This window comes from Streptomyces collinus Tu 365, assembly GCF_000444875.1.
Lineage (GTDB): Bacteria > Actinomycetota > Actinomycetes > Streptomycetales > Streptomycetaceae > Streptomyces > Streptomyces collinus_A.
Genome location: NC_021985.1, coordinates 379,548 through 398,508, shown reverse-complemented (window position 1 = coordinate 398,508; position 18,961 = coordinate 379,548). Strand labels below are relative to the sequence as shown.

Genomic DNA, 18,961 nt, shown 5'->3' with positions numbered 1-18,961 from the left:
TCATGCTGTTCGACACGCTGACGGACGCGATCGGCCGCACGCCGCTCGTCCGGCTGCGCCTCGGCGCGGAACGCGGGGTGGAGGTCTACGCCAAGCTGGAACTCCAGAACCTGTTCGCGATGAAGGACCGGGTCGCGCGCAACATCCTCCTGGAGGCCAGAGCGCTCGGCACCCTGCGCCCCGGCGCCCCCGTGGTGGAGAGCTCCTCCGGCACCATGGCGCTCGGTGTCGCCCTCGTCGGCCGCTCCCTCGGCCACGAGGTGCACATCGTCACCGACCCCCGCATCGACCCCGTCACCCTGGCGAAGCTGCGCGCCCTGGGCTGCCGCGTGCACGTCGTCGAGGCGATGACCAGCCACGGCTGGCAGTCCGCACGCCTGGAGCGGCTCGCGGAACTGATGGCGGAACTGCCCGGCGCCTTCTGGCCCCAGCAGTACACCAACCCCGACAACCCCGGCGCCTACCGCGGCCTGGCCCGTGAACTGCTCGACAGCCTCGGCCACATCGACACCCTGGTCGGCGCGGTGGGCAGCGGCGGCTCGCTGTGCGGGACGGGCCGCGTGCTGCGCGAGACGCTGCCCGACGTCCGCGTCGTCGGCGTCGACTGCGTCGGCAGCGCCCTCTTCGGGCAGCCGGACGTGCCGCAGCGGCTGCAGAGCGGCCTCGGCAACAGCCTCCTGCCGAAGAACCTCGACCGCCTGCTCGTCGACGAGGTCCACTGGCTCAACGACCACGAGGCGTTCGCCGCCACCCGCGACCTCGCCCGCGAACAGCAGATCTTCGGCGGCAACACCTCCGGCTCCGTCTACCGCGTCCTCGGCGACCTCGCCCGGCGCGCCGAACCCGGCTCCCGCATCGTCGGCATCCTGCCCGACCGCGGCGACCGCTACGCCGACACCGTCTACAGCGACGACCACTGGGAGGAGCACGCCCTGCACACCCTGCCGGCAGCGGACCGTCCCGCCGTCGTCACCGCCGGGACCGCCGTCACCACCTGGTCCCGGCAGACCTACCGCGCACCCGACGATCTGCGCCGCCACCTCGTGTTCGTCGAGTCCAACACCACCGGCACCGGCATGCTCGCCCTCGACCTCGCCCGGGACACGCTCGGGACCGAGCCCGTGCTGCTGACCGGCGACCCCGGCCGCTACCGGGGGCTGGAGGCCACCGGCGCCGAGGTGATCCGGTGCGACACCAACTCCGACGCGGCGCTGCGGGCCGCGCTCCAGGACCGCTTCCGCCGCGAGGAGATCGCCGGTGTCACCACCACCAGCGACTTCTACGTCCCCGCCGCCGCGCGCCTGGCCCGCTGGCTCGGCCTGCCGGGCAACCCGCCCGAGGCGGTGACCGCCTGCCGCGACAAGTCGGCCCTGCGGGCCCTGCTGCGGCGGGCCGGGGTGCACCAGCCCCGGTACGCGGTGGTGCGCGAGCCCGGAGAGGTGGCCGCGGCCGTCGCGCGGACCGGGCTGCCGTGCGTGGTCAAGCCCGCCGACGACTCCGGCTCGGTCAACGTGCTGCTGTGCACCGACGAGGCCCAGGCCCGCGCCCAGGCCGAGCGGATCCTCGCCGTCACCACCAACGTCCGCGGGATGCCGACCGCGCGGACCGTCCTCGTCGAGGAGTACCTGGACGGCCCCGAGTACAGCGTGGAGATGTTCAGCCAGGACGGCGAGGCGGTCTGCGTCGGCATCACCGCCAAGTCCGTCACGGGCGACCCCCACTTCGTGGAGCACCGCCACCTCTTCCCCGCCCCGCTGCCGGCCGCCACCGCCGAGCGGATCACCGAGACCGTGATGGCCGCCCTGGACGCGGCCGGCATCCGCCTCGGCGCCACCCACACCGAGGTGAAGCTGACCGGGAGCGGACCGGCCGTGATCGAGATCAACCCGCGCCCCGCGGGCGGCATGATCCCCGAGCTCGTCCGGCTGGCCAGCGGCGTCGACCTGCTGGAACAGCAGCTGAAGGCCGCGACCGGACAGGCACCCGACCTCAAGCCCGGCCACGGCGCCCACGCCGGCATCCAGTTCCTGCTCGCCGACGCCGACGGGGTCCTCGACGCCGTCGACGGCGTGGCACGGGCGCGGGCCGTGGACGGCGTCGAAGCGGTGACCGTCACCGTCGCACCCGGCGCCGTGGTCCGCCGCGCACGCAGCGCGGGCGACCGCGTGGGGCACGTCATCGCCTGCCGTCCGGGCCCCGAGCAGGTGACGGCGGCGCTGGACGAGGCGCGGGACCTGCTCCGGCTCACGGTCGGCGAGCCCGCCGGCGCGCGCTGACGGCGGCCGGCCCTCCCCGCCCGCCCCGACCCCTCTCGTGCGCCGTGCGGACCCGTCCGGCGCTCCCCTCCCACCCATCCAGGAGAACCCTCATGAGCAACCCCTTCGAGAACGACGACGCCGTCTACCTGGTCGTCCGCAACGACGAGCTCCAGCACTCGCTGTGGCCCGCCGACCTGCCCGTGCCCGCCGGCTGGACCACGGTCCACGGCCCGGACGGCCGCCAGGACTGCCTCGACTTCGTCGAGCGGAACTGGACCGACATGCGGCCCGCTTCCCTGGTCGCGGCCCTCGCCGGGGACACGGCCCGTGGCTGAGCCCGTACGTCCGCTGCCCGGCCCCGGCGCACCTGACGTACCGGCGGCCGGGACGGCCCTGGCGGGCCGGGCCTCGGCCGGGGCCGAGGCCCTCCCGGACGACACCGCGCCACCTGCCGGGCAGGACACACGTGCCGCCCGGAACGGCGGCGACGGGGCGAGCATGCCGGGCGGCGACTGGATGTCCGGGGCGGCGTCCGCGCCGGAGCACGACGAGGCGTCCGGGCCGGAGCGCCAAGGGGCAGCCGCGCCCGAGGCGTCCGCACCGCACGACGGCGGCTCGTCCGGGGCCGCGTGCGGCTCCGTGGACGCCCTGCGGCGGCTGGTCGCCCAGGTGCTGGGGCTGGCCGCCGACGCCGTCGGGGCCGGGCAGGGGTTCACCGAACTCGGTGGCGACAGCATCCAGGCCATCCAGGTCGTCAGCCGCGCCCGGGCCGCCGGGCTGCTGCTCACCACCCGAGACGTCCTGCGCAGCGACAGCCTCGCCGCGCTCGCCACCACCGCCCGCTCGACGGACGGCCCCGGCGCGGGCGAGGGCCCGGCGGAACCACCGCGGCGCACCGGGCCCGTGGCCGCGACCCCGATCATGGCCTGGCTCGGCGAACTCGACGGCCCCGTCGACACCTACCACCAGTCGCTCGTCGTCCGCACACCCGCGGCATTCCGCGCCGAGCACGCCGTCCGCGTCGTGCAGAGCCTCCTCGACACGCACGACATGCTGCGGCTCACCGTGCCCGGCGGGGCGGGCGCCGCTGCCGCGGAGTGCTTCGTGCCGCCGCCGGGCGGGATCGACGCGCACACCCTCGTCGAGCACGTCCACGCGCCCGACGCCACCGACACCGAGCTGCCGGCCCTCACCGCCGGACGGATCGCGGCCGCCCGGCACTCGCTGTCCCCGGCGGACGGCGTCATGGTGCGCGCCGTCCTCGTCGACCGGGGCCCGCTCCGGCAGGGCCGGCTGGCGCTGGTCGTCCACCACCTCGTGGTCGACGGCGTGTCCTGGCGCATCCTCCAGGACGACCTGCGTACCTGCTGGGAACGGCTCGCCGCGGGGCAGGACCCCGTCCTCGAACCCGCGCCCACGCCGTTCGCCCACTGGGCCGACCTGATCGCCGCCGACGCCACCTCCGGCCGCCGGATGGCGGAGGCGACACGGTGGGCCGAGACCCTGCGCCCCGCCCCCGAACCCCTCGGCGGCATCTGCCCGCTGGACCGCCTCGACCCGGAGAGCGCGGACCGCCGGCTCACCCTCACCCTGCCCCCGGAGGTGGCCGAGCCCCTGCTCACCGCGGTGCCCGGCATCGTCAACGGCACCGTCAACGACGTCCTGCTCACCGGGCTGGCCCTCGCGGTCCTCGCCTGGCGGCGCCCGGTCACGGGCCCGGCGGACGGCGGCACCGTGCTGGTCGATGTCGAGGGCCACGGCCGCCAGGACATCGCCGGCGCCCCCGACCTGTCGCGCACCGTCGGCTGGTTCACCACCGTCCACCCTGTCCGCTTCGACCTCGGCCGGCCCGACCTGGACGACGTCCGCACGGACGGGCCCGCCGCCGGGGCGGTGCTGCGCATGGTCAAGGAAACCTTGCGGGCCGTCCCCGACCACGGCATCGGCCACGGCCTGCTGCGCCACGGCAACAGCCGTACCCGCCCCGCCCTCGCGGCCCTCGGCGTCCCCGAGATCGGGTTCAACTACCTCGGCCGCTTCCCGATGGGCGACAGCGCCGACTGGTCCGCCGCGCCCGGACACGACGTCGCCCTCGACGAGTCCGACGACGGCCTGGCGATGGCCCACGCGGTGGAGGTGAACGCCGCCGCCCACGACGGCCCCGGCGGCACCGCCCTCAGCGCCACCTGGACCTGGGCGGGCAACGCCTGCCCCGACGACCGCGCCCACGCCCTGGCCCACGAGTGGTTCGCCGTGCTGCGCGCCCTCGTGGCGTACGCGGAGCTGCCCGGCGCCGTCGGGCTCACCCCGTCCGACGTGTCCCTGCCCGGCCTCGGCCAGGCCGACCTCGACGCCTTCGAAGCCCAGTTCGGAGAACTGCTGTGATCCCGCTGTCCCACGCCCAGCGCCGCCTGTGGTTCCTCAGCCGCGACGGCGACCCCGGCGGCCAGTACAACATCCCGGTCGGGCTGCGTCTGCACGGCGCCCTCGACCGCGCCGCCCTCACCATCGCCCTCACGGACGTGACCGCCCGGCACGAAGCGCTGCGCACCGTCTTCCCGCACGACGACGGCGTCCCCCGGCAGCACGTCCTCGACCCCGGCACCGCCCCGGACCTGACGGTCACCGCCGCCCCCGCCGACGAGCACCCCCGCCGCGCGCGGGAGGCCGCCGTGCCCTCCTTCGACCTGGCGACCCGACTCCCGCTGCGCGCCCACCTGTTCACCGACGGCGACGAAGACCACTACCTGCTGCTGGTCCTGCACCACATCGCGGGCGACGGCGCCTCCCTCGACGTCCTCCTGCACGACCTGTCCGCCGCCTACACCGCCCGGCTCCTCGGCCGGGAACCGGACTGGCCCGACCTGCCCGTCCAGTACCCGGACTACGCCCTGTGGCGGCACGAGGTCCTCGGCGACCCCGCCGACCCGGACTCCGAGCACACCCGGCAGCTCGACCACCGTGCCCGTGCCCTGGCCGGGCTGCCCGAGGAGCACACCCTCCCCACCGACCGGCCCCGTCCCGCCGTGGCCTCCCACCGTGGCGCCGTCGTCACCGCCGCGACCGGCGCCCGCACCCACGCCCGCCTCGCCGGCCTCGCCCGCGACCGCCGTGCCACCGTCTTCATGACCGTCCAGGCCGCGTTCGCCGCCCTGCTCACCCGCCTCGGCGCGGGCACGGACCTCGCCCTCGGCTGCCCGGTCGACGGCCGCGACGACGAGGCGCTTGAACACCTCGTGGGCCTCTTCGTCGACACCGTCGTGGTCCGGGCCGACACCTCGGGCGGCCCCGCGTTCACCGAGCTGCTCGACCGGGTCCGCGACGCCGCCCTGGACGCCCACGCCCACCGGGACGTGCCGTTCGACGCCCTCGTGGACCGGCTCAACCCGCCCCGGACACCCGGCCGCCACCCCCTGTTCCAGATCGCGGTCGCCGGCCGTCGGGACACCGGCGGCGCGCCCGTCCTGCCGGGCCTGCGGACACGGACGGAGGCCGTGCGCACCGCCACGGCCAAGTTCGACCTGACCCTCGAGGTCGACGAGCGCCTCGACGCGGACGACCGGCCCGCGGGCATCGGGCTCATCCTCGAATACGCCACCGACCTGTTCGACGCCGGCACCGCCCGACTGCTCCTGGACCGGCTGGTCCGCCTCCTCGACGCCGTCGCCGGCGACCCCACCGCTCCGGTCGCCGAGCACGACCTGCTGACCCCCGGTGAGCGCGCCGCCGTCACCGAGGGCTGGCAGGGCGCGCCGGCCGTGGCCCACGACACCACCGTGCACGCCCTGTTCGCGCGGCGGGCCGCGGCCCACCCCGAGCGCACCGCCGTCGTCTGCGGCGACCGGGAGACGGGCTACGGCGAACTCGACGCCCTCGCCGAGCGGGTGGCGGCGGCCCTCGCGGACGCGGGGGTGCGACCCGGCGACACCGTCGCCCTCCTCATGGAGCGGTCGACCGACCTGATCGCCGGCTGTCTCGGCGTGCTGAAGGCCGGGGCGGCGTACCTGCCGCTCGACGCCCGCGCACCGCGCGCCCGTTCCGCGGCGGTCGTGTCCGCGGCGGGGGCGTCGGTCCTCCTCACCGACCCGGGCACCGACACCGACGGCCTCGGCGTCGGGCACGTCCTGCGACCCGGCGAGGACGAGGCCGCCGGCCGTCCCTCCCCGGACGGCCGCGACGACGACACGGCCGGGGCGGTCCCGGTCACCGGGCGCCCCGACGACCTCGCCTACGTGATGTACACCTCGGGCTCCACCGGCACGCCCAAGGGCGTCGCCGTGGCCCACCGCGACATCGTCGCCCTGGCCCTGGACCGGCGCTGGCGCGGCGGCGCCCACGACCGGGTCCTGTTCCGCTCCCCGCACGCCTTCGACGCCTCCACCTACGAGCTGTGGGTGCCACTGCTCACCGGCGGCCTCGTGGTGGTGGCTCCGCCCGGCGACCTGGACGTCGACGGCATCGCCCGGCTCATCGGCGACCAGCGGGTCACCGGGACCTTCCTGACGGCCACCCTCTTCAACGAACTGGCCGACCGCTGCCCGCAGCTGCTGGGCACCCTGCGCGAGGTGATGACCGGTGGTGAGGCCGCCTCCCCGGCCGCCGTACGCCGGGTCCGCGCGCACTGCCCGGACACCATCGTGACCAACGCCTACGGGCCGACGGAGACCACCACGTTCGCCGCGCTGTTCCCGCTGGGCCCCGGGGACGACATCCCGGCCGGCCAGGTGCCGATCGGACGCCCCCTGGACGGCACCCGGCTGCACGTCCTCGACGACCGTCTCGCTCCCGTCCCGCCCGGTGTCACCGGCGAGCTGTACATCGCGGGTGCCGGACTGGCCCGCGGCTACCTGGGACGCCCCGGACTCACCGCGGAACGCTTCACGGCCTGCCCGTCGGGACCGCCGGGCACACGGATGTACCGCACCGGCGACCTGGCCCGCTGGACGCGGGACGGCCAGGTCGAGTACCTGGGGCGCGCCGACCGCCAGATCAAGATCCGCGGGCTGCGCATCGAGCCGGGCGAGATCGAGAACGCCCTGGCGGGCCACCCGGACGTGGGCCGGGCCGCGGTCACCGTCGTGCCGGGCGCCGCCGGTCCGTCGCTCGCCGGGTACGTGGTGGCCGCCGAGGGCAGGTGTCCCGACCCGGTCGCGCTGCGCGCCCACCTGCGGGGCGAACTGCCGGACTGGATGGTCCCCTTGACGATCACGGTGCTCGACCGGTTCCCGGTGACCCCCAACGGCAAGACCGACCTGGCCGCGCTGCCCGCGCCCGGCCCCGCCGCCGGGGAACGGCCCTACCAGGCGCCGCGCGACGACACCGAACGCGCGCTCGCCGGGTTGTGGGAGCGGCTGCTCGGTGTGGAACACGTCGGCGTCCACGACGACTTCTTCGCCCTCGGCGGGCACTCCCTGCTCGCGACCCGCCTCCTCGCGCAGGTGCGGTCCCTCCTCGGTGCCGCCGTCACCGTCCGGGCCTTCTTCGCGGGGCCCACGGTCGCCCGGCTCGCGGAGGCCGCGAGGACCGCCGCCGTGGCCACCCCCGACGACGAGCCCCCGGTCGTGCGCCGCGCCCGCCGCGCAGGCCACGCAGGCCGCGTCTGACCGAACCACCGAACCACCGAACCACCGAACCACCGAACCACCGTGCAGCCGCGGTCCGGCCACCGGCCCAGGACAGTCCGGTCACCGGCCGAGGCGGCCGTCACCCGCCGGCCCACACGGGACGGCCCACCACCCGCCGCCCGACCGGCACTCGCTCACCACCCGAGCATCCGCACCGCACCGCACCGCGCCGGAACGGGCCCGCGAGAGCCCCGCCGAGCCGAGCCCCGGCACGCGCCGGGCACGCCCCCGTCCCCTGCCTCCCCCTACCGTCCCGCACCCACCGACCCCAGGGAACCACCGTGAGCCGTACCCCGTCCGCCGCGTCGCCCGAGCCCGCCGCCGCGCAGCCCGTCCGTTCCGTCCCCTCCACGGCCCCCGCGCAAGCCTCGCCGGCGGTCACCGGGGCGGGGGCCGCGCCCAAGGTCGAGGACGTGCTGCCGCTCTCGCCCCTGCAGGAGGGCATCCTCTTCCACGCGCTCTTCGACGAGCGCGAGCGGGACGTCTACGTGGCGCAGCTCCTGCTCGACCTGTCCGGCCCGCTGGACGCCGGGCGGCTGCGCGCGGCCGCCGACGCCGTGCTGGCCCGCCACGCCGCCCTGCGCGCCGGGTTCCTGCGCCGCGCCTCCGGCGAGCCCGCACAGGTCGTGCGGCGCGAGGCGCCGGTGCCGTGGGAGGAGCGAGACCTGTCCTCGCTCGACGCGCAGGGTCAGGCCGACGCCGTGGCGACGCTGCTCGCCGAGGACCGGTCCCGGCGTTTCGACCTGACGCGGCCGCCGCTGCTCCGCCTCACCCTGCTGCGCACCGGACCGCTCAGCCACCGGCTGCTGTTGACGTACCACCACATCGTGCTGGACGGCTGGTCCTGGCCCGTGCTCGTGCGCGAGCTGCTCGCCCTGCACGACGCCGGACCCGACGGCGCCGAACTGCCCCCGGTCACCCCGTACGCGTCGTTCCTGGGCTGGCTCGGCGACCGTGACACGGACGCGGCCCGCGACGCCTGGGGCCGGGCCCTGGAGGGGCTGGCCGGCGGCAGCCGCACAGCGCCGGTCTCCGGCCCCTCCGCGCTGCTGCCTCACCGCGTCGAGACCGTCCTCACCACCGTCCTCACCGACCGGCTGACCGCCTTCGCCCGCGCCCACCGCATCACCCCGAGCACCCTGCTGCAGGGCTCGTGGGCGCTGCTGCTCGCCAACCGGCTGCGCTCCGACGACGTCGTCTTCGGCGCCGTCGTCAGCGGGCGCCCGGCCGAACTGGCGGGCGTCGCCGACATCGTGGGCCTGTGCATCAACACCGTGCCGGTGCGGGTCCGCGTCGACCGCACCGAGCCCCTGGCCGGTCTGTTCACCCGGCTCCAGGACGAGCAGGCCCGGCTGATCGAGCACCACCACCTCGGGCTCACCGAGATCCAGCGCACCGCCGGGACCGGTGAACTGTTCGACTCCTGCGTGGCCTTCCAGAACTACCCCGTGGACGCCGCCGGTCTCGCCGCGCTGTCCACGGGCGACCTGCGGGTCGTCGCCGTGGACCCGCACGACGCGGCCCACTACCCGCTCACCCTGACCGCGATCCCCGGCGACCGGCTGCGCCTGCAGATCGACTACCGCCCGGACGCCTTCACGGCCGCCGACGCACAGGCCCTGCTCGACCGTCTCGTCCGCCTCCTTCAGGCCGTGGCCGACGACCCGGCCCGCCCGGCGGGAGCCGTGGACCTGCTCTCGCCAGCCGAACGGCAGCGCGTGCTGGTGGAGTTCAACGACACCGGCCGCGACGAGGACTACGCCGAAGTGACGGACCGCGTGCGGCGCCAGGCGCACCTGCGGCCGAACGCCGTCGCGGTCACCGACGAGTCGGGCCGTGAACTGTCGTACGCCGAACTCGTCGTCCGGGCCGACGCCCTGGCCGGGCGGCTGCGGGCGGAAGGAGTGGAGGACGGCGCCCTCGTCGCCGTCCTCGGCGAACCGACGGCCCGCACACCGGTCGCGCTCCTCGCCGTCCTGGGCGCCGGGGCTGCCTACGTGCCGCTCGACCCGGACGGCCCGGTCGTACGCACCGCCGGGCTGCTCACCGCCGGGGCGGTGCCGTGGCTCCTGACGGCACCCGAACAGCGGGCGCGCGCCGAGGAGATCGCCGCGGCCGCCGCACACCCCGTGCGCGTGCTGGACCTGGACGACGGCGCGGGCCGTCCGTCCGGGCAGCCGTCCCGGGACGGCGGCGGACGCGACGCCCTGGCCTACGTGTGCTTCACCTCCGGATCCACCGGCCGCCCCAAGGGCGCCATGGTGCACCGGCGCGGCATGAACAACCACCTGCTCGCCAAGCTCGACGACCTGCGGCTCACCGCCGAGGACGGCGTGGTGATGAACGCGCCGCTCACCTTCGACATCTCCGTGTGGCAGATGCTCGCCCCGCTGATCACCGGCGGCCGCGTCCACCTGGTCTCCCGCGACACCGCCCGCGACCCCGACGCACTGTTCGCGACCGTCGCCCGGCACGGCATCACCGTCATGGAGACCGTCCCCTCCTTCGTGCGCGCCGCCCTCGACCTGTGGGACTCCGGCGTGCCGCAGCCCGCGCTCCCCGCGCTGCGCTGGTTCGTCGTCAACGGCGAGGTGCTGCCGCCGGACCTGTGCACCCGCTGGTACGACCGCCACCCCGGCGCGGCGATCGTCAACGCCTACGGGCTGACCGAGTGCTCGGACGACAACACGCACGCGTTCATCGGCCGGGAGGTGGACGGGCTGCTGGAGCAGGGCCGCCTGCCGGTCGGCCGGCCGCTGCGCAACAACCGGCTCTACATCCTCGACCCGTCGCTGGCACCCGTGCCGCCCGGCGTGCCCGGCGAACTCTTCATCGCCGGCACCGGTGTGGGGCCGGGCTACCTCAACGAGCCCCGTCGCAGCAGCGAGCGCTACGTCCCCGACCCGTTCGCCGGCGAACCCGGCGCCCGGATGTACCGCACCGGCGATCTGGCCCGGCTGCGCGCCGACGGCCAGCTGGACTTCCTCGGACGCCAGGACCACCAGGTCAAGATCCGCGGCAACCGCATCGAACTCGGCGAGGTGGAGACCGCGCTGCGGGCCGTGCCGGACGTCGGGGACGCGGTGGTGACCGTGGACCGCGACGGCGCCGGGCAGCAGCGGCTCGTCGGCTGGTTCACCGGCGAGGCGGACACCGACGACATCCGCGCCGCGCTCACCCGGAGCCTGCCGGCCTACATGGTGCCCTCGCTGCTGTTCGCGCTGCCCGCCCTGCCGCTGACCACCAACGGTAAGATCGACCGCAGGGCCCTGCCCGACCCCGCGGACCTCACCCGCACGGCGGGGCGTCCGCCGGCGAACGCCACCGAGGAAGCGGTCTGCGCCCTCTTCGCCGCGGTCCTCGGCCTCGCCGGAGCCGGACCCGACGACGACTTCTTCGCGCACGGCGGGCACTCCCTCCTCGCCACCCGGCTGGCCGGGCGGCTGCGCAGCGAACTGGGCGCCCGGCTCACCATCCGCGACCTCTTCGAGACCCCCACCCCGGCCGGCATCGCGGCCCGGCTGGCGACAGCACCCGCCCCGGCCCGCCCGGCCCTGCGCCCGCGTGCCCGTGGCTGATCCCCGCCCGGCCCCACCCACCTGGAGGCAGACCCCTGTGCACCCCGACGACATCCCGGTTCCCCTGCGCATCGCACGGCAGGCGGCCCGGACACCCGACGCCACGGCCGTGAGCGCCCCCGAGGGCGAGCTGACCTACCGCACGTTCGACCGCAGGGCCCGTGCCGTGGCCGGGGAACTGCGCGCGGCCGGCGCGGGCCCGGAGGACACCGTGCTCGTCGCAGTGGGCCGGGGCGCCGACTGGGCGGTGGCCGTCCTGGGCATCTGGTACGCCGGTGCCGCGCCGCTGCTCGTCGATCCGGCGGCCCCGGACGAGCGGCTGCGCGCACTGCTGGCCGCCGCCCGCACCCGGTACGCGGTCGTCACCGGGCACGTGGCCGCGGCCGCGCTGCGCCGCCGGTGCGGCGAGGAGCTGTTCTGGGCCGGTACCCGGGGCGAGGCCCCGTACGCCGCCGCGGACCCGGCCGCCGTCGCACCGGGCTCGCTGGCCTACGTCCTGTTCACCTCCGGCTCGACCGGCAGGCCCAAACCGGTCGCCGTCGGCCACGCCGGCCTGGCCCGGCAGACCGCCGTACTCGCCGAGCGCTACGGCCTGACCGCGGCGGACCGCGTGCTCCAGTTCGCCGCACCCGCCTTCGACGTGTCGCTGGAGGAGGCACTGCCGACCTGGTGCACGGGCGGAACGGCCGTGTTCGTCGACGACAACCTGGCCTCGCCCGCCGAACTGGAACCCTTCCTGGCCCGGCGCCAGGTCACCGTCGTCAACCTGCCCACCCCCTACTGGGCCCAGTGGGCCAAGGACGTCGAACGCCGCCCCCGGCCGCTGCCGCCCGCCCTGCGCCACGTCGTGATCGGCAGCGACGCGGGCCGCACCGCGGACCTCGTCCGCTGGTACGCGGCCGGCGGGCCGGACGTGACCAGCGCCTACGGCCTCACCGAGTCGACGATCACGGCCACCTGCCATGCCACGCACCCGGGTCCGTCGGCCGGCACCCCCGACGAGGTCATCCCGCTCGGGGTGCCGCTCGACGGCGTACGGGCCTACGTCCTGGACGAGGCGCTGGAGCCCACCGCGGACGACGCGGCGGGCGAGCTGTACCTCGCCGGGCACTGCCTGGCACGCGGCTACCACGACCGGGCCGCCCTGACCGCCGAGCGGTTCGTCGCCGACCCGTTCGCCGCACCGGGGGAGCGCATGTACCGCACGGGGGACCGGGTACGGCGGGCGCCCGACGGCACCCTGCGCTTCCTGGGCCGCACCGACGACCAGGTCAAGATCCGCGGGCACCGGGTGGAGCTCAAGGAGGTCGAGGCGGCCGTCGCCGCCCACCCGGACGTGGTGGACGTCGTCGCCCGCGCCGTGCCGCACCAGGGCGAACCGCAGGTGGTGGTCTACGTCGCCGCCGTCCCCGGACGGGCCCTGGACGGTGGTGTGTTGCGCCGGGACCTGGCCGCGCGGGTGCCGGGCCACCTCGTCCCGGCCCGGGCGTGCGTCCTGCCCCGTCTGCCGCGCACCCCGGGTGGCAAGCTCGACGTGCGCGGCCTGCCGGACCCGTTCGCGCCGCGGGCGGCCGCCGCACGACCGCCGCTCGCCGAACCCGCCTGAACCACCGACCCGGGCGGGTCCGTCCCGCCGGGCCCGCGCCCACCCACCAGACAAGGAATCCCGTGTCCCAGCCCACCACCGCCCCCGATCCCGCCGCCGGCGCGGACATCGCCGCCCCGCCGGAGGGTGCCGAACCCTCCGCGCGGCAGCGGCGCGACTTCCGCCGCTTCATGGCCTCGCACGTGTGCAACGAACTCGGCAGCAGCATCACGTACGTGGCGCTGCCCCTGACGGCCGTGCTCACCCTGCACGCTTCCGCCTGGGAGGCCGGTGTGCTCGCCGCCGCCGAGAACGCGGCGTTCCTGCTGCTCGGGCTGCCCGCCGGCGCCTGGGTCGACCGGATGCGCCGCCGCGATGTCATGATCGCCGCCGATCTGGCGCGGGCCGTGCTGCTCACGGTCGTGCCGGTGGCCTGGCTGCTGGACGCCGACTCCATGCCGCTGCTGTACACCGTCGCCCTGCTGCTCGGCTGCGCGCGGCTGTTCGGCGACGTGGCCGACCAGAGTTATCTGCCCACGCTGGTCGGCCAGTCCCGGCTGATCCAGGGCAACTCCCGTCTGGAGAGCGTCCGGTCGGGTGCGGAGGTGGCGGGCCCCGGGGTGGCGGGCTTCTTCGTGCAGCTCCTCGGCCCGGCCGGCACCCTGGTCGGGCAGGCCGTCACCTCCCTCACCTCCGTGGCCCTGCTGGGCCGGATCGAGGCACGGGAGGAACGGCCCGCCCCGCGGCCGTCCGGGCACGGCGGCCTGTGGCAGGAGATCAAGGAGGGGCTGCAGCACGTCCTGCACCACCGCGTGCTGCGGGTCATCGCGCTCGGTACGGCCTCGGTCAACCTCTGCCTCAGCGGCGTCTTCGCCCTGGAGACGCTCTTCCTGACCCGCACCGTGGGCCTGCCGCCCGCGGCGGTCGGCTGGATCCTCACCACGGCCTCGCTCGGCTCGGTCCTCGCCGCGCTCGTCACGCGCCGGCTCTCCATGAGGGTGGGCGCGGCCCGGCTGACCTGGCTGTCCCTGCTGGTCACCATGCCCTTCGGTCTGCTGCTGCCGCTGGCCGGACCGGGCTGGCGGGTGGGCCTGTTCGTCATGGGCGTCCTGGTGCAGTCGGCGGGGGTGACCACGTACAACATCTGCCAGGTCGCCTACCGGCAGACCGTCTGCCCGCCGCACCTGCTCGGCCGGATGACCGCCACCATGAGGTTCCTGGTGTGGGGAGTGCTGCCCTTGAGCGGCCTGCTGGCCGGTGCCCTCGGCGAACTGGCGGGAGTGCGCACGGCGTTGTGGATCCTGACGGCCGGACTGGCGGCCACCCCGCTCGTCCTGCTGTGTTCACCCCTGCGGCGGATGCGGGACTTCGACGCTGCCCCGGCTCAGTAGCCGGGGCCGTACCCCAACTGGAAGGCCAGGTGCGCCAGCTGGATGCGGTTGACCAAGCCGGTCTTGCCGCGCAGCCGGCGCACATAGGTGTCGACCGTGTGCGGGCTGAGTCCCATGCGCCGGGCGATGATGCGGTACGTGCAGCCCTGCGCGAGGTGGGCCAGGACCTCCTGCTCGCGGGGCGAGAGCGTGAGGGCGGAGGGGTCGGTCGCGGACATCGCGGACTCCGGCGAGGTGGGGGAGGGCTTCCGGGGGGTGACGGGAACTGTTACGGCTGAAAACGCTCTCGACAGGGTTTCCTTCGAGGAAAGTCCGGTGTTCACTCTGCTCCTTCACGTGTACACGGCGGCGTCATGTGAGCCGACTCGCCGCCGAAGCTGTTCATGAGCAGCCTTTCCGCTTGCTTATGCTGACGCCAGGGGGAGGGCGCCTCACCAAGGTGCCTGGCAGGAAAGCGACCCGGGGTGAAGGTATGCAAAATGGGGCAAAGGTGTTGTCGGATCTCAGTGACGTAGATTTCGACGTCTACAGCTGGGTGCTCCAGCACCGCACGATCGAGGTGGACGCCGTCGCCGGGGGGACCGGGCGCGCCGCGCAGGAGGTCCGGCTCAGCGTGGAGCGCCTGCTCGGCGCCCAGTTGCTGCACCGCAGCCCGGAGGACGACTCCGTGGCCTTCGCGGTGGCGCCGGACACCGCCGCGTCCCGGCTCGCCGCGCCGCTGGAGGAGGAGATCCGCACACGCCAGCGGGAGATCAGCGGCATCCGCGAGGAACTCGGGCGCTTCATGCCCCGCTACCTCCAGCGCCGTTCCGTCGGGGACGCGCTGGAGGTCCTGGAGAACGTCGAGGACGTGCGCGGTGCGCTGAACCATGCCTCGGACCGCTGCCGCCGCGAGGTCCTCACCAGCCAGCCCGGCGGCGGCAGCCGCGTGCCCGAGGCGATGCAGGAGGCGCTGCGGCGGGACGAGGCCATGCTGCGTCGGGGCATCTCCATACGCAGCCTGTACCACCACACCGCCCGCTTCAACGGCCCCAGTCAGGCCTATGTCGCCGCCGCCTCCGCGCTCGGCGCGCAGTACCGCACCGCGCACGAACTCTTCGGCCGGCTCATCGCGTTCGACCGCGAACTCGCCTTCATCCCGGTGCCGGACGGCAGTTGGGGTGCCGTGGTGATCCGGGAGCCCGCCACCGTCGCCTATCTCTGCGACATCTTCGAGCAGACGTGGGACCGCGCCACGCCCTTCTCCAACGCCGTCGGGCAGGGGCTGGAGGAGGTCGCCCGCGAGATCCACGAGACGATCATCCGGCTCCTCGCGGCCGGACTGAAGGACGAGGCCATCGCGCGGCGGCTCGGCATGTCCCTGCGCACCGCGCGCCGGCACATCGCCGACATCATGGAGGAACTCGGCGCCGGAAGCCGCTTCCAGGCGGGCGCCGCCGCGGCGGCACGAGGCCTGCTGGACGACTCCCGGCCCGCGGACCCTGCGGCGCAGGCCACCACGGACTGAACCCGCCGCACGGAACCCCGGTCGAGCCGGTCGCCCGGGGCGGTCCGGCGGCCCGGAGCCGGCGAGGCCGGACGCCGCGCGGGGCGCGGACCGTGGATGACCGGCATCCGTCCGCGCCCCGTTGCCCGGCCGGCCGGGCAACGGGGCGCGCTCCGGCGTCCGTCGGGACCCGACGTCCCCCGAGACCGCCGCCGGGGCGGTGCGCCTGTGCCGTGGGCCCGGCGCCCGTGCCGGGCGGCGACGCCGCGTGTGTCACGGGTTTCAGGGAACGTGTTTCCGTGGCTGGTATCCACGGCGTGCAATGGACGATGCTTCCCCGACGGGGTCGCGCCGGGCGCGACCCGGCGCGCACGGCGGACGCGGTGCAGCCGTTGAGCCGTGCACGGATTGAGGGGCGCAGGATGAACATGCCGGTCGACGGGCCAGTGGCGGGGCTTCCGCAGGGTGGTTCCGGGGACCGGTCACCCGGTCTGCCCGACGGCCCGGCCGGGAACCACCTGCGGGAGACGGCCCTCTTCGTCGCGCTCCACTTCAGCCGTGCCCCCGGCGTTCTGTGGCCGGAACACGATCATCCGCTCCTCGGTGACGGAGGGGACGGCGCGGAGGGCCGTGCCGTACCCCCGGACGTGGGCCTGCTCGCCGCCCAGGTCGCCGCCGCGACGGGTCTCGCGGCCCGCCCGGCGGCCACCGGCGCCCCGCACGGGCACCTGCTGGTCCATCAGGTCGCGGGCGCGACCACCTGGACCGTCGCCGGGACCGGTGAGGACGGGCGGGACACCTCGCTCCGCTACCGCCTGCGCGCGGGTGAGGTGCTCTACGTCCCCGACGGCTGGTCCCGCACCGCCGAGCCCACCCCCGCGGCCCGCTGGACGGTCGTCGTCCTGTGTCCCGACGGGCCGGAGCAGCCAGTGCGACCCGGAACAGGCTGACGGGCAGGGCCCCGGGCCCTGCCCGTCACGCACGGAACGAGGCGTCCCCGAGGGCGCCTCGTTCCGTGCGTTCGCCCCGGCGTGCGTGCCGCCCGGCCGGTGAGACACCCGGCCGGTCGGCACGCACGCCGGTCTTCTCAGCCGCCCCAGGAGGTGTCCGTCGGGGGCTTCGGGCGCTCCCCGAGGCCCATCGCCGCACCGGTCGTCACCTTGACGATGGCCACCTGGTGGTCGCCCGCGGTGACGTGGGTCGCGGGCCCGTCGGACAAGGCGGTCACCGCGCTCCCCAGCAGGGCGGTGGTGAAGGCGGCGGCCACGATGGTCACGGCCGGTGCGAGTCGCTTCGTCATGCTGTTCCCCCAGCAGGTCGGTGGGCCGGCCCGGTTGGTCTGCCCGGGCCGTGCAGTCGTTGTCGTGCAGGACCAACCCTGCCGCCCCGACCGCCCCGCAGCGGTCCGGTCCGCCGCTCATCAAGCTGCCTGGCCCTAAAGTGAGGGGTGGCAAACCTCCCTGTTCCGGGCATTGCGGTCGTCGCTCGGCGTCTCGGGGGAGGACACCATGTCCAACTCCCGCCACACGGGAAACACCAGAGGCGTCACCGTCACCCCGAGGTACACCACACCGACCGTCACCAGGGCGGCCGTCACTCCCCAGGCGTCCAGCACCGGGCCGGCCCCCAGCATGCCGAGCGGGGTGGCCGCCAGGGCGCAGGCCGTGAGCATGCCGAAGACACGCCCGCGCACCTGCTCCGGCACCCGCTCGTAGGCGACGGACATCATGAGCGGACCGAGCACCCCTGACCCCAGCCCCGTCAGCGCGAGCAGCGAGAGCAGCGCCCAGGGCGGCGGTCCGGCGGCGAGCGTCCCGCAGCGCACCGCGCCGACCAGGAGGAACGCGCCGACGAACAGGGACCGGCGCGGCAGGCGGCGTCCGAGCCGGCCGTACAGGGCCGCTCCCAGCAGGGCACCCGCCCCGATCGCGGTGACCATGGCCCCGAACAACGCGCTGCTGTGCAGCACCCGGGAGCCGTACGCCGGGTAGAGCACCCCGTTGAGGGCGCCGTCCAGCGCGTTCGTCACCAGCAGCACGGCGGCCACCGCCCGCACCGGGCGATCGCCGCCCAGGTACGCCCAACCCGCCCGCAGGTCCGCGAGATAGGACGCGGCAGCCCCTCCCGGGGCCGTCCGGCCGGCCTGACGCGGCCGGGACGGCACCAGCGTCACCACCAGCGCACCGCACAGCAGGGCCGCGCCCACGTCGGTGCACAGCGTGCGCACCGGGCCCACGGCGGAGATGAGCAGGCCGGCCAGCGGCGCGCCGGCCATCAGGCCGGTCCGCCGGGCGGCCTCGACCGCGCCGGTGCCCGCCTCCACCGTGACCGAGGCCCTCTCCAGGACGTCGGGCAGCAGCAGTTGTCGTGCGGTCTCCGCCGGGCCGCGGGCCGCCCCCACGGCGAAGGCCAGCACGGCGAGCACCGGCAGGGCCAGCACGTCCAGGGAGTGCAGCAGCGGGATCAGGGCGAGCGCCGACGCGGTGAGCAGGTCGGCGCCCGCGCTCACGGCCCGGGCCGGCAGCCGGTCGGCCACCGGGCCGGCCAGCACCGCCGAGCACAGCAGGCCCGCGGTTTCGGCCGCCGCGACCAGCCCGGTCCAGGTGCCGCTGCCGGTGGCGTGCAGCACGAACCAGGGGACGGCCACCAGGGTTGCCGCCATTCCCAGCGCCGACACGGCGGCGACGCTCACGAGGGCCGTCAGCGGTGCTGTGCGCCGGGAAGGCGGTGAAATTCGTCGGTTCATCGTGGTCCATTCCTCGCGGCAGACGCACGCCGCCCGGCGCTCCGATCCGAGGGAGCGCCGGGCGGCACGGTGCCGTCGGTCGTCGGTCAGCCGGCCATGCTCAGCCGCAGGCTGAGCGGGCGCATGTCGGTCCACACCCGCTCGATGTGGGCCAGGCACTCCGCACGGGAGCCGCGCACGCCCTGCGGGTGCCAGCCGGCCGGGACGGGCCGGTCCGCCTCCCACAGGGAGTACTGCTCCTCGTCGTTGGCCACGACCAGGTACTGACGGGTCGTCTCGTCGCTCATGGTGTC

General features: G+C 75.6%; 13 protein-coding genes. 9 read left to right on the top strand and 4 right to left on the bottom strand.

Going from position 1 to position 18,961, the window contains the following annotated elements:
- Positions 1–2: 2 nt before the first annotated feature.
- From B446_RS01520 to B446_RS01490, 7 genes are all read left to right on the top strand, one after another.
- The gene (locus tag B446_RS01520; protein WP_020937630.1) at positions 3–2,276 is read left to right on the top strand and encodes a pyridoxal-phosphate dependent enzyme; all 2,274 of its coding nucleotides are present in this window, start codon (positions 3–5) and stop codon (positions 2,274–2,276) included.
- Between the two features lie 92 nt (positions 2,277–2,368).
- Entirely contained in the window at positions 2,369–2,593 is a 225-nt protein-coding gene (locus tag B446_RS01515) for an MbtH family protein (RefSeq protein WP_020937629.1), read from the top strand.
- Complete coding sequence (locus B446_RS01510; RefSeq protein WP_020937628.1) at positions 2,586–4,643, top strand: condensation domain-containing protein; 2,058 nt, start codon at positions 2,586–2,588, stop codon at positions 4,641–4,643. Before B446_RS01515 ends, B446_RS01510 begins: the two co-directional genes overlap by 8 nt.
- A complete protein-coding gene (locus tag B446_RS01505; RefSeq protein ID WP_020937627.1) occupies positions 4,640–7,861 on the top strand; it encodes a non-ribosomal peptide synthetase in 3,222 nt (1,073 codons plus the stop codon). Before B446_RS01510 ends, B446_RS01505 begins: the two co-directional genes overlap by 4 nt.
- A gap of 302 nt (positions 7,862–8,163) precedes the next feature.
- The gene (locus tag B446_RS01500; protein ID WP_020937626.1) at positions 8,164–11,460 is read left to right on the top strand and encodes a non-ribosomal peptide synthetase; all 3,297 of its coding nucleotides are present in this window, start codon (positions 8,164–8,166) and stop codon (positions 11,458–11,460) included.
- Positions 11,461–11,497: 37 nt separating this feature from the next.
- Positions 11,498–13,066: an amino acid adenylation domain-containing protein gene (locus B446_RS01495; RefSeq protein ID WP_020937625.1), complete on the top strand. Its 1,569-nt coding sequence runs from the start codon at positions 11,498–11,500 to the stop codon at positions 13,064–13,066.
- A gap of 62 nt (positions 13,067–13,128) precedes the next feature.
- Positions 13,129–14,436, top strand: a complete 1,308-nt coding sequence (locus tag B446_RS01490) for an MFS transporter (RefSeq protein ID WP_020937624.1) — start codon at positions 13,129–13,131, stop codon at positions 14,434–14,436.
- On the opposite strand, the gene B446_RS01485 is transcribed toward B446_RS01490, so the two are convergent.
- A complete protein-coding gene (locus B446_RS01485; protein ID WP_020937623.1) occupies positions 14,430–14,654 on the bottom strand; it encodes a response regulator transcription factor in 225 nt (74 codons plus the stop codon). The genes B446_RS01490 and B446_RS01485 overlap by 7 nt on opposite strands.
- Positions 14,655–14,929: 275 nt before the next feature.
- On the opposite strand from B446_RS01485, the gene B446_RS01480 reads away from it, so the two are divergent.
- Both B446_RS01480 and B446_RS01475 read left to right on the top strand, forming a co-directional pair.
- The gene (locus B446_RS01480) at positions 14,930–15,943 is read left to right on the top strand and encodes a helix-turn-helix transcriptional regulator (RefSeq protein ID WP_020943805.1); all 1,014 of its coding nucleotides are present in this window, start codon (positions 14,930–14,932) and stop codon (positions 15,941–15,943) included.
- 401 nt (positions 15,944–16,344) lie between these two features.
- Positions 16,345–16,872, top strand: coding sequence for a hypothetical protein (locus B446_RS01475; RefSeq protein WP_043474499.1), 528 nt, complete (start codon positions 16,345–16,347; stop codon positions 16,870–16,872).
- A gap of 137 nt (positions 16,873–17,009) precedes the next feature.
- Here the strand turns inward: B446_RS01475 and B446_RS37990 are convergent, their stop codons facing one another.
- From B446_RS37990 to B446_RS01460, 3 genes are all read right to left on the bottom strand, one after another.
- Positions 17,010–17,222, bottom strand: coding sequence for a hypothetical protein (locus B446_RS37990; RefSeq protein WP_020943806.1), 213 nt, complete (start codon positions 17,220–17,222; stop codon positions 17,010–17,012).
- A 135-nt stretch (positions 17,223–17,357) separates the two neighbouring features.
- On the bottom strand, positions 17,358–18,599 hold the full coding sequence (locus B446_RS01465; protein WP_420010335.1) for an MFS transporter: 1,242 nt from the start codon (positions 18,597–18,599) through the stop codon (positions 17,358–17,360).
- Positions 18,600–18,754: 155 nt separating this feature from the next.
- Complete coding sequence (locus tag B446_RS01460; protein WP_020937618.1) at positions 18,755–18,955, bottom strand: MbtH family protein; 201 nt, start codon at positions 18,953–18,955, stop codon at positions 18,755–18,757.
- Between the last annotated feature and the right edge of the window lie 6 nt (positions 18,956–18,961).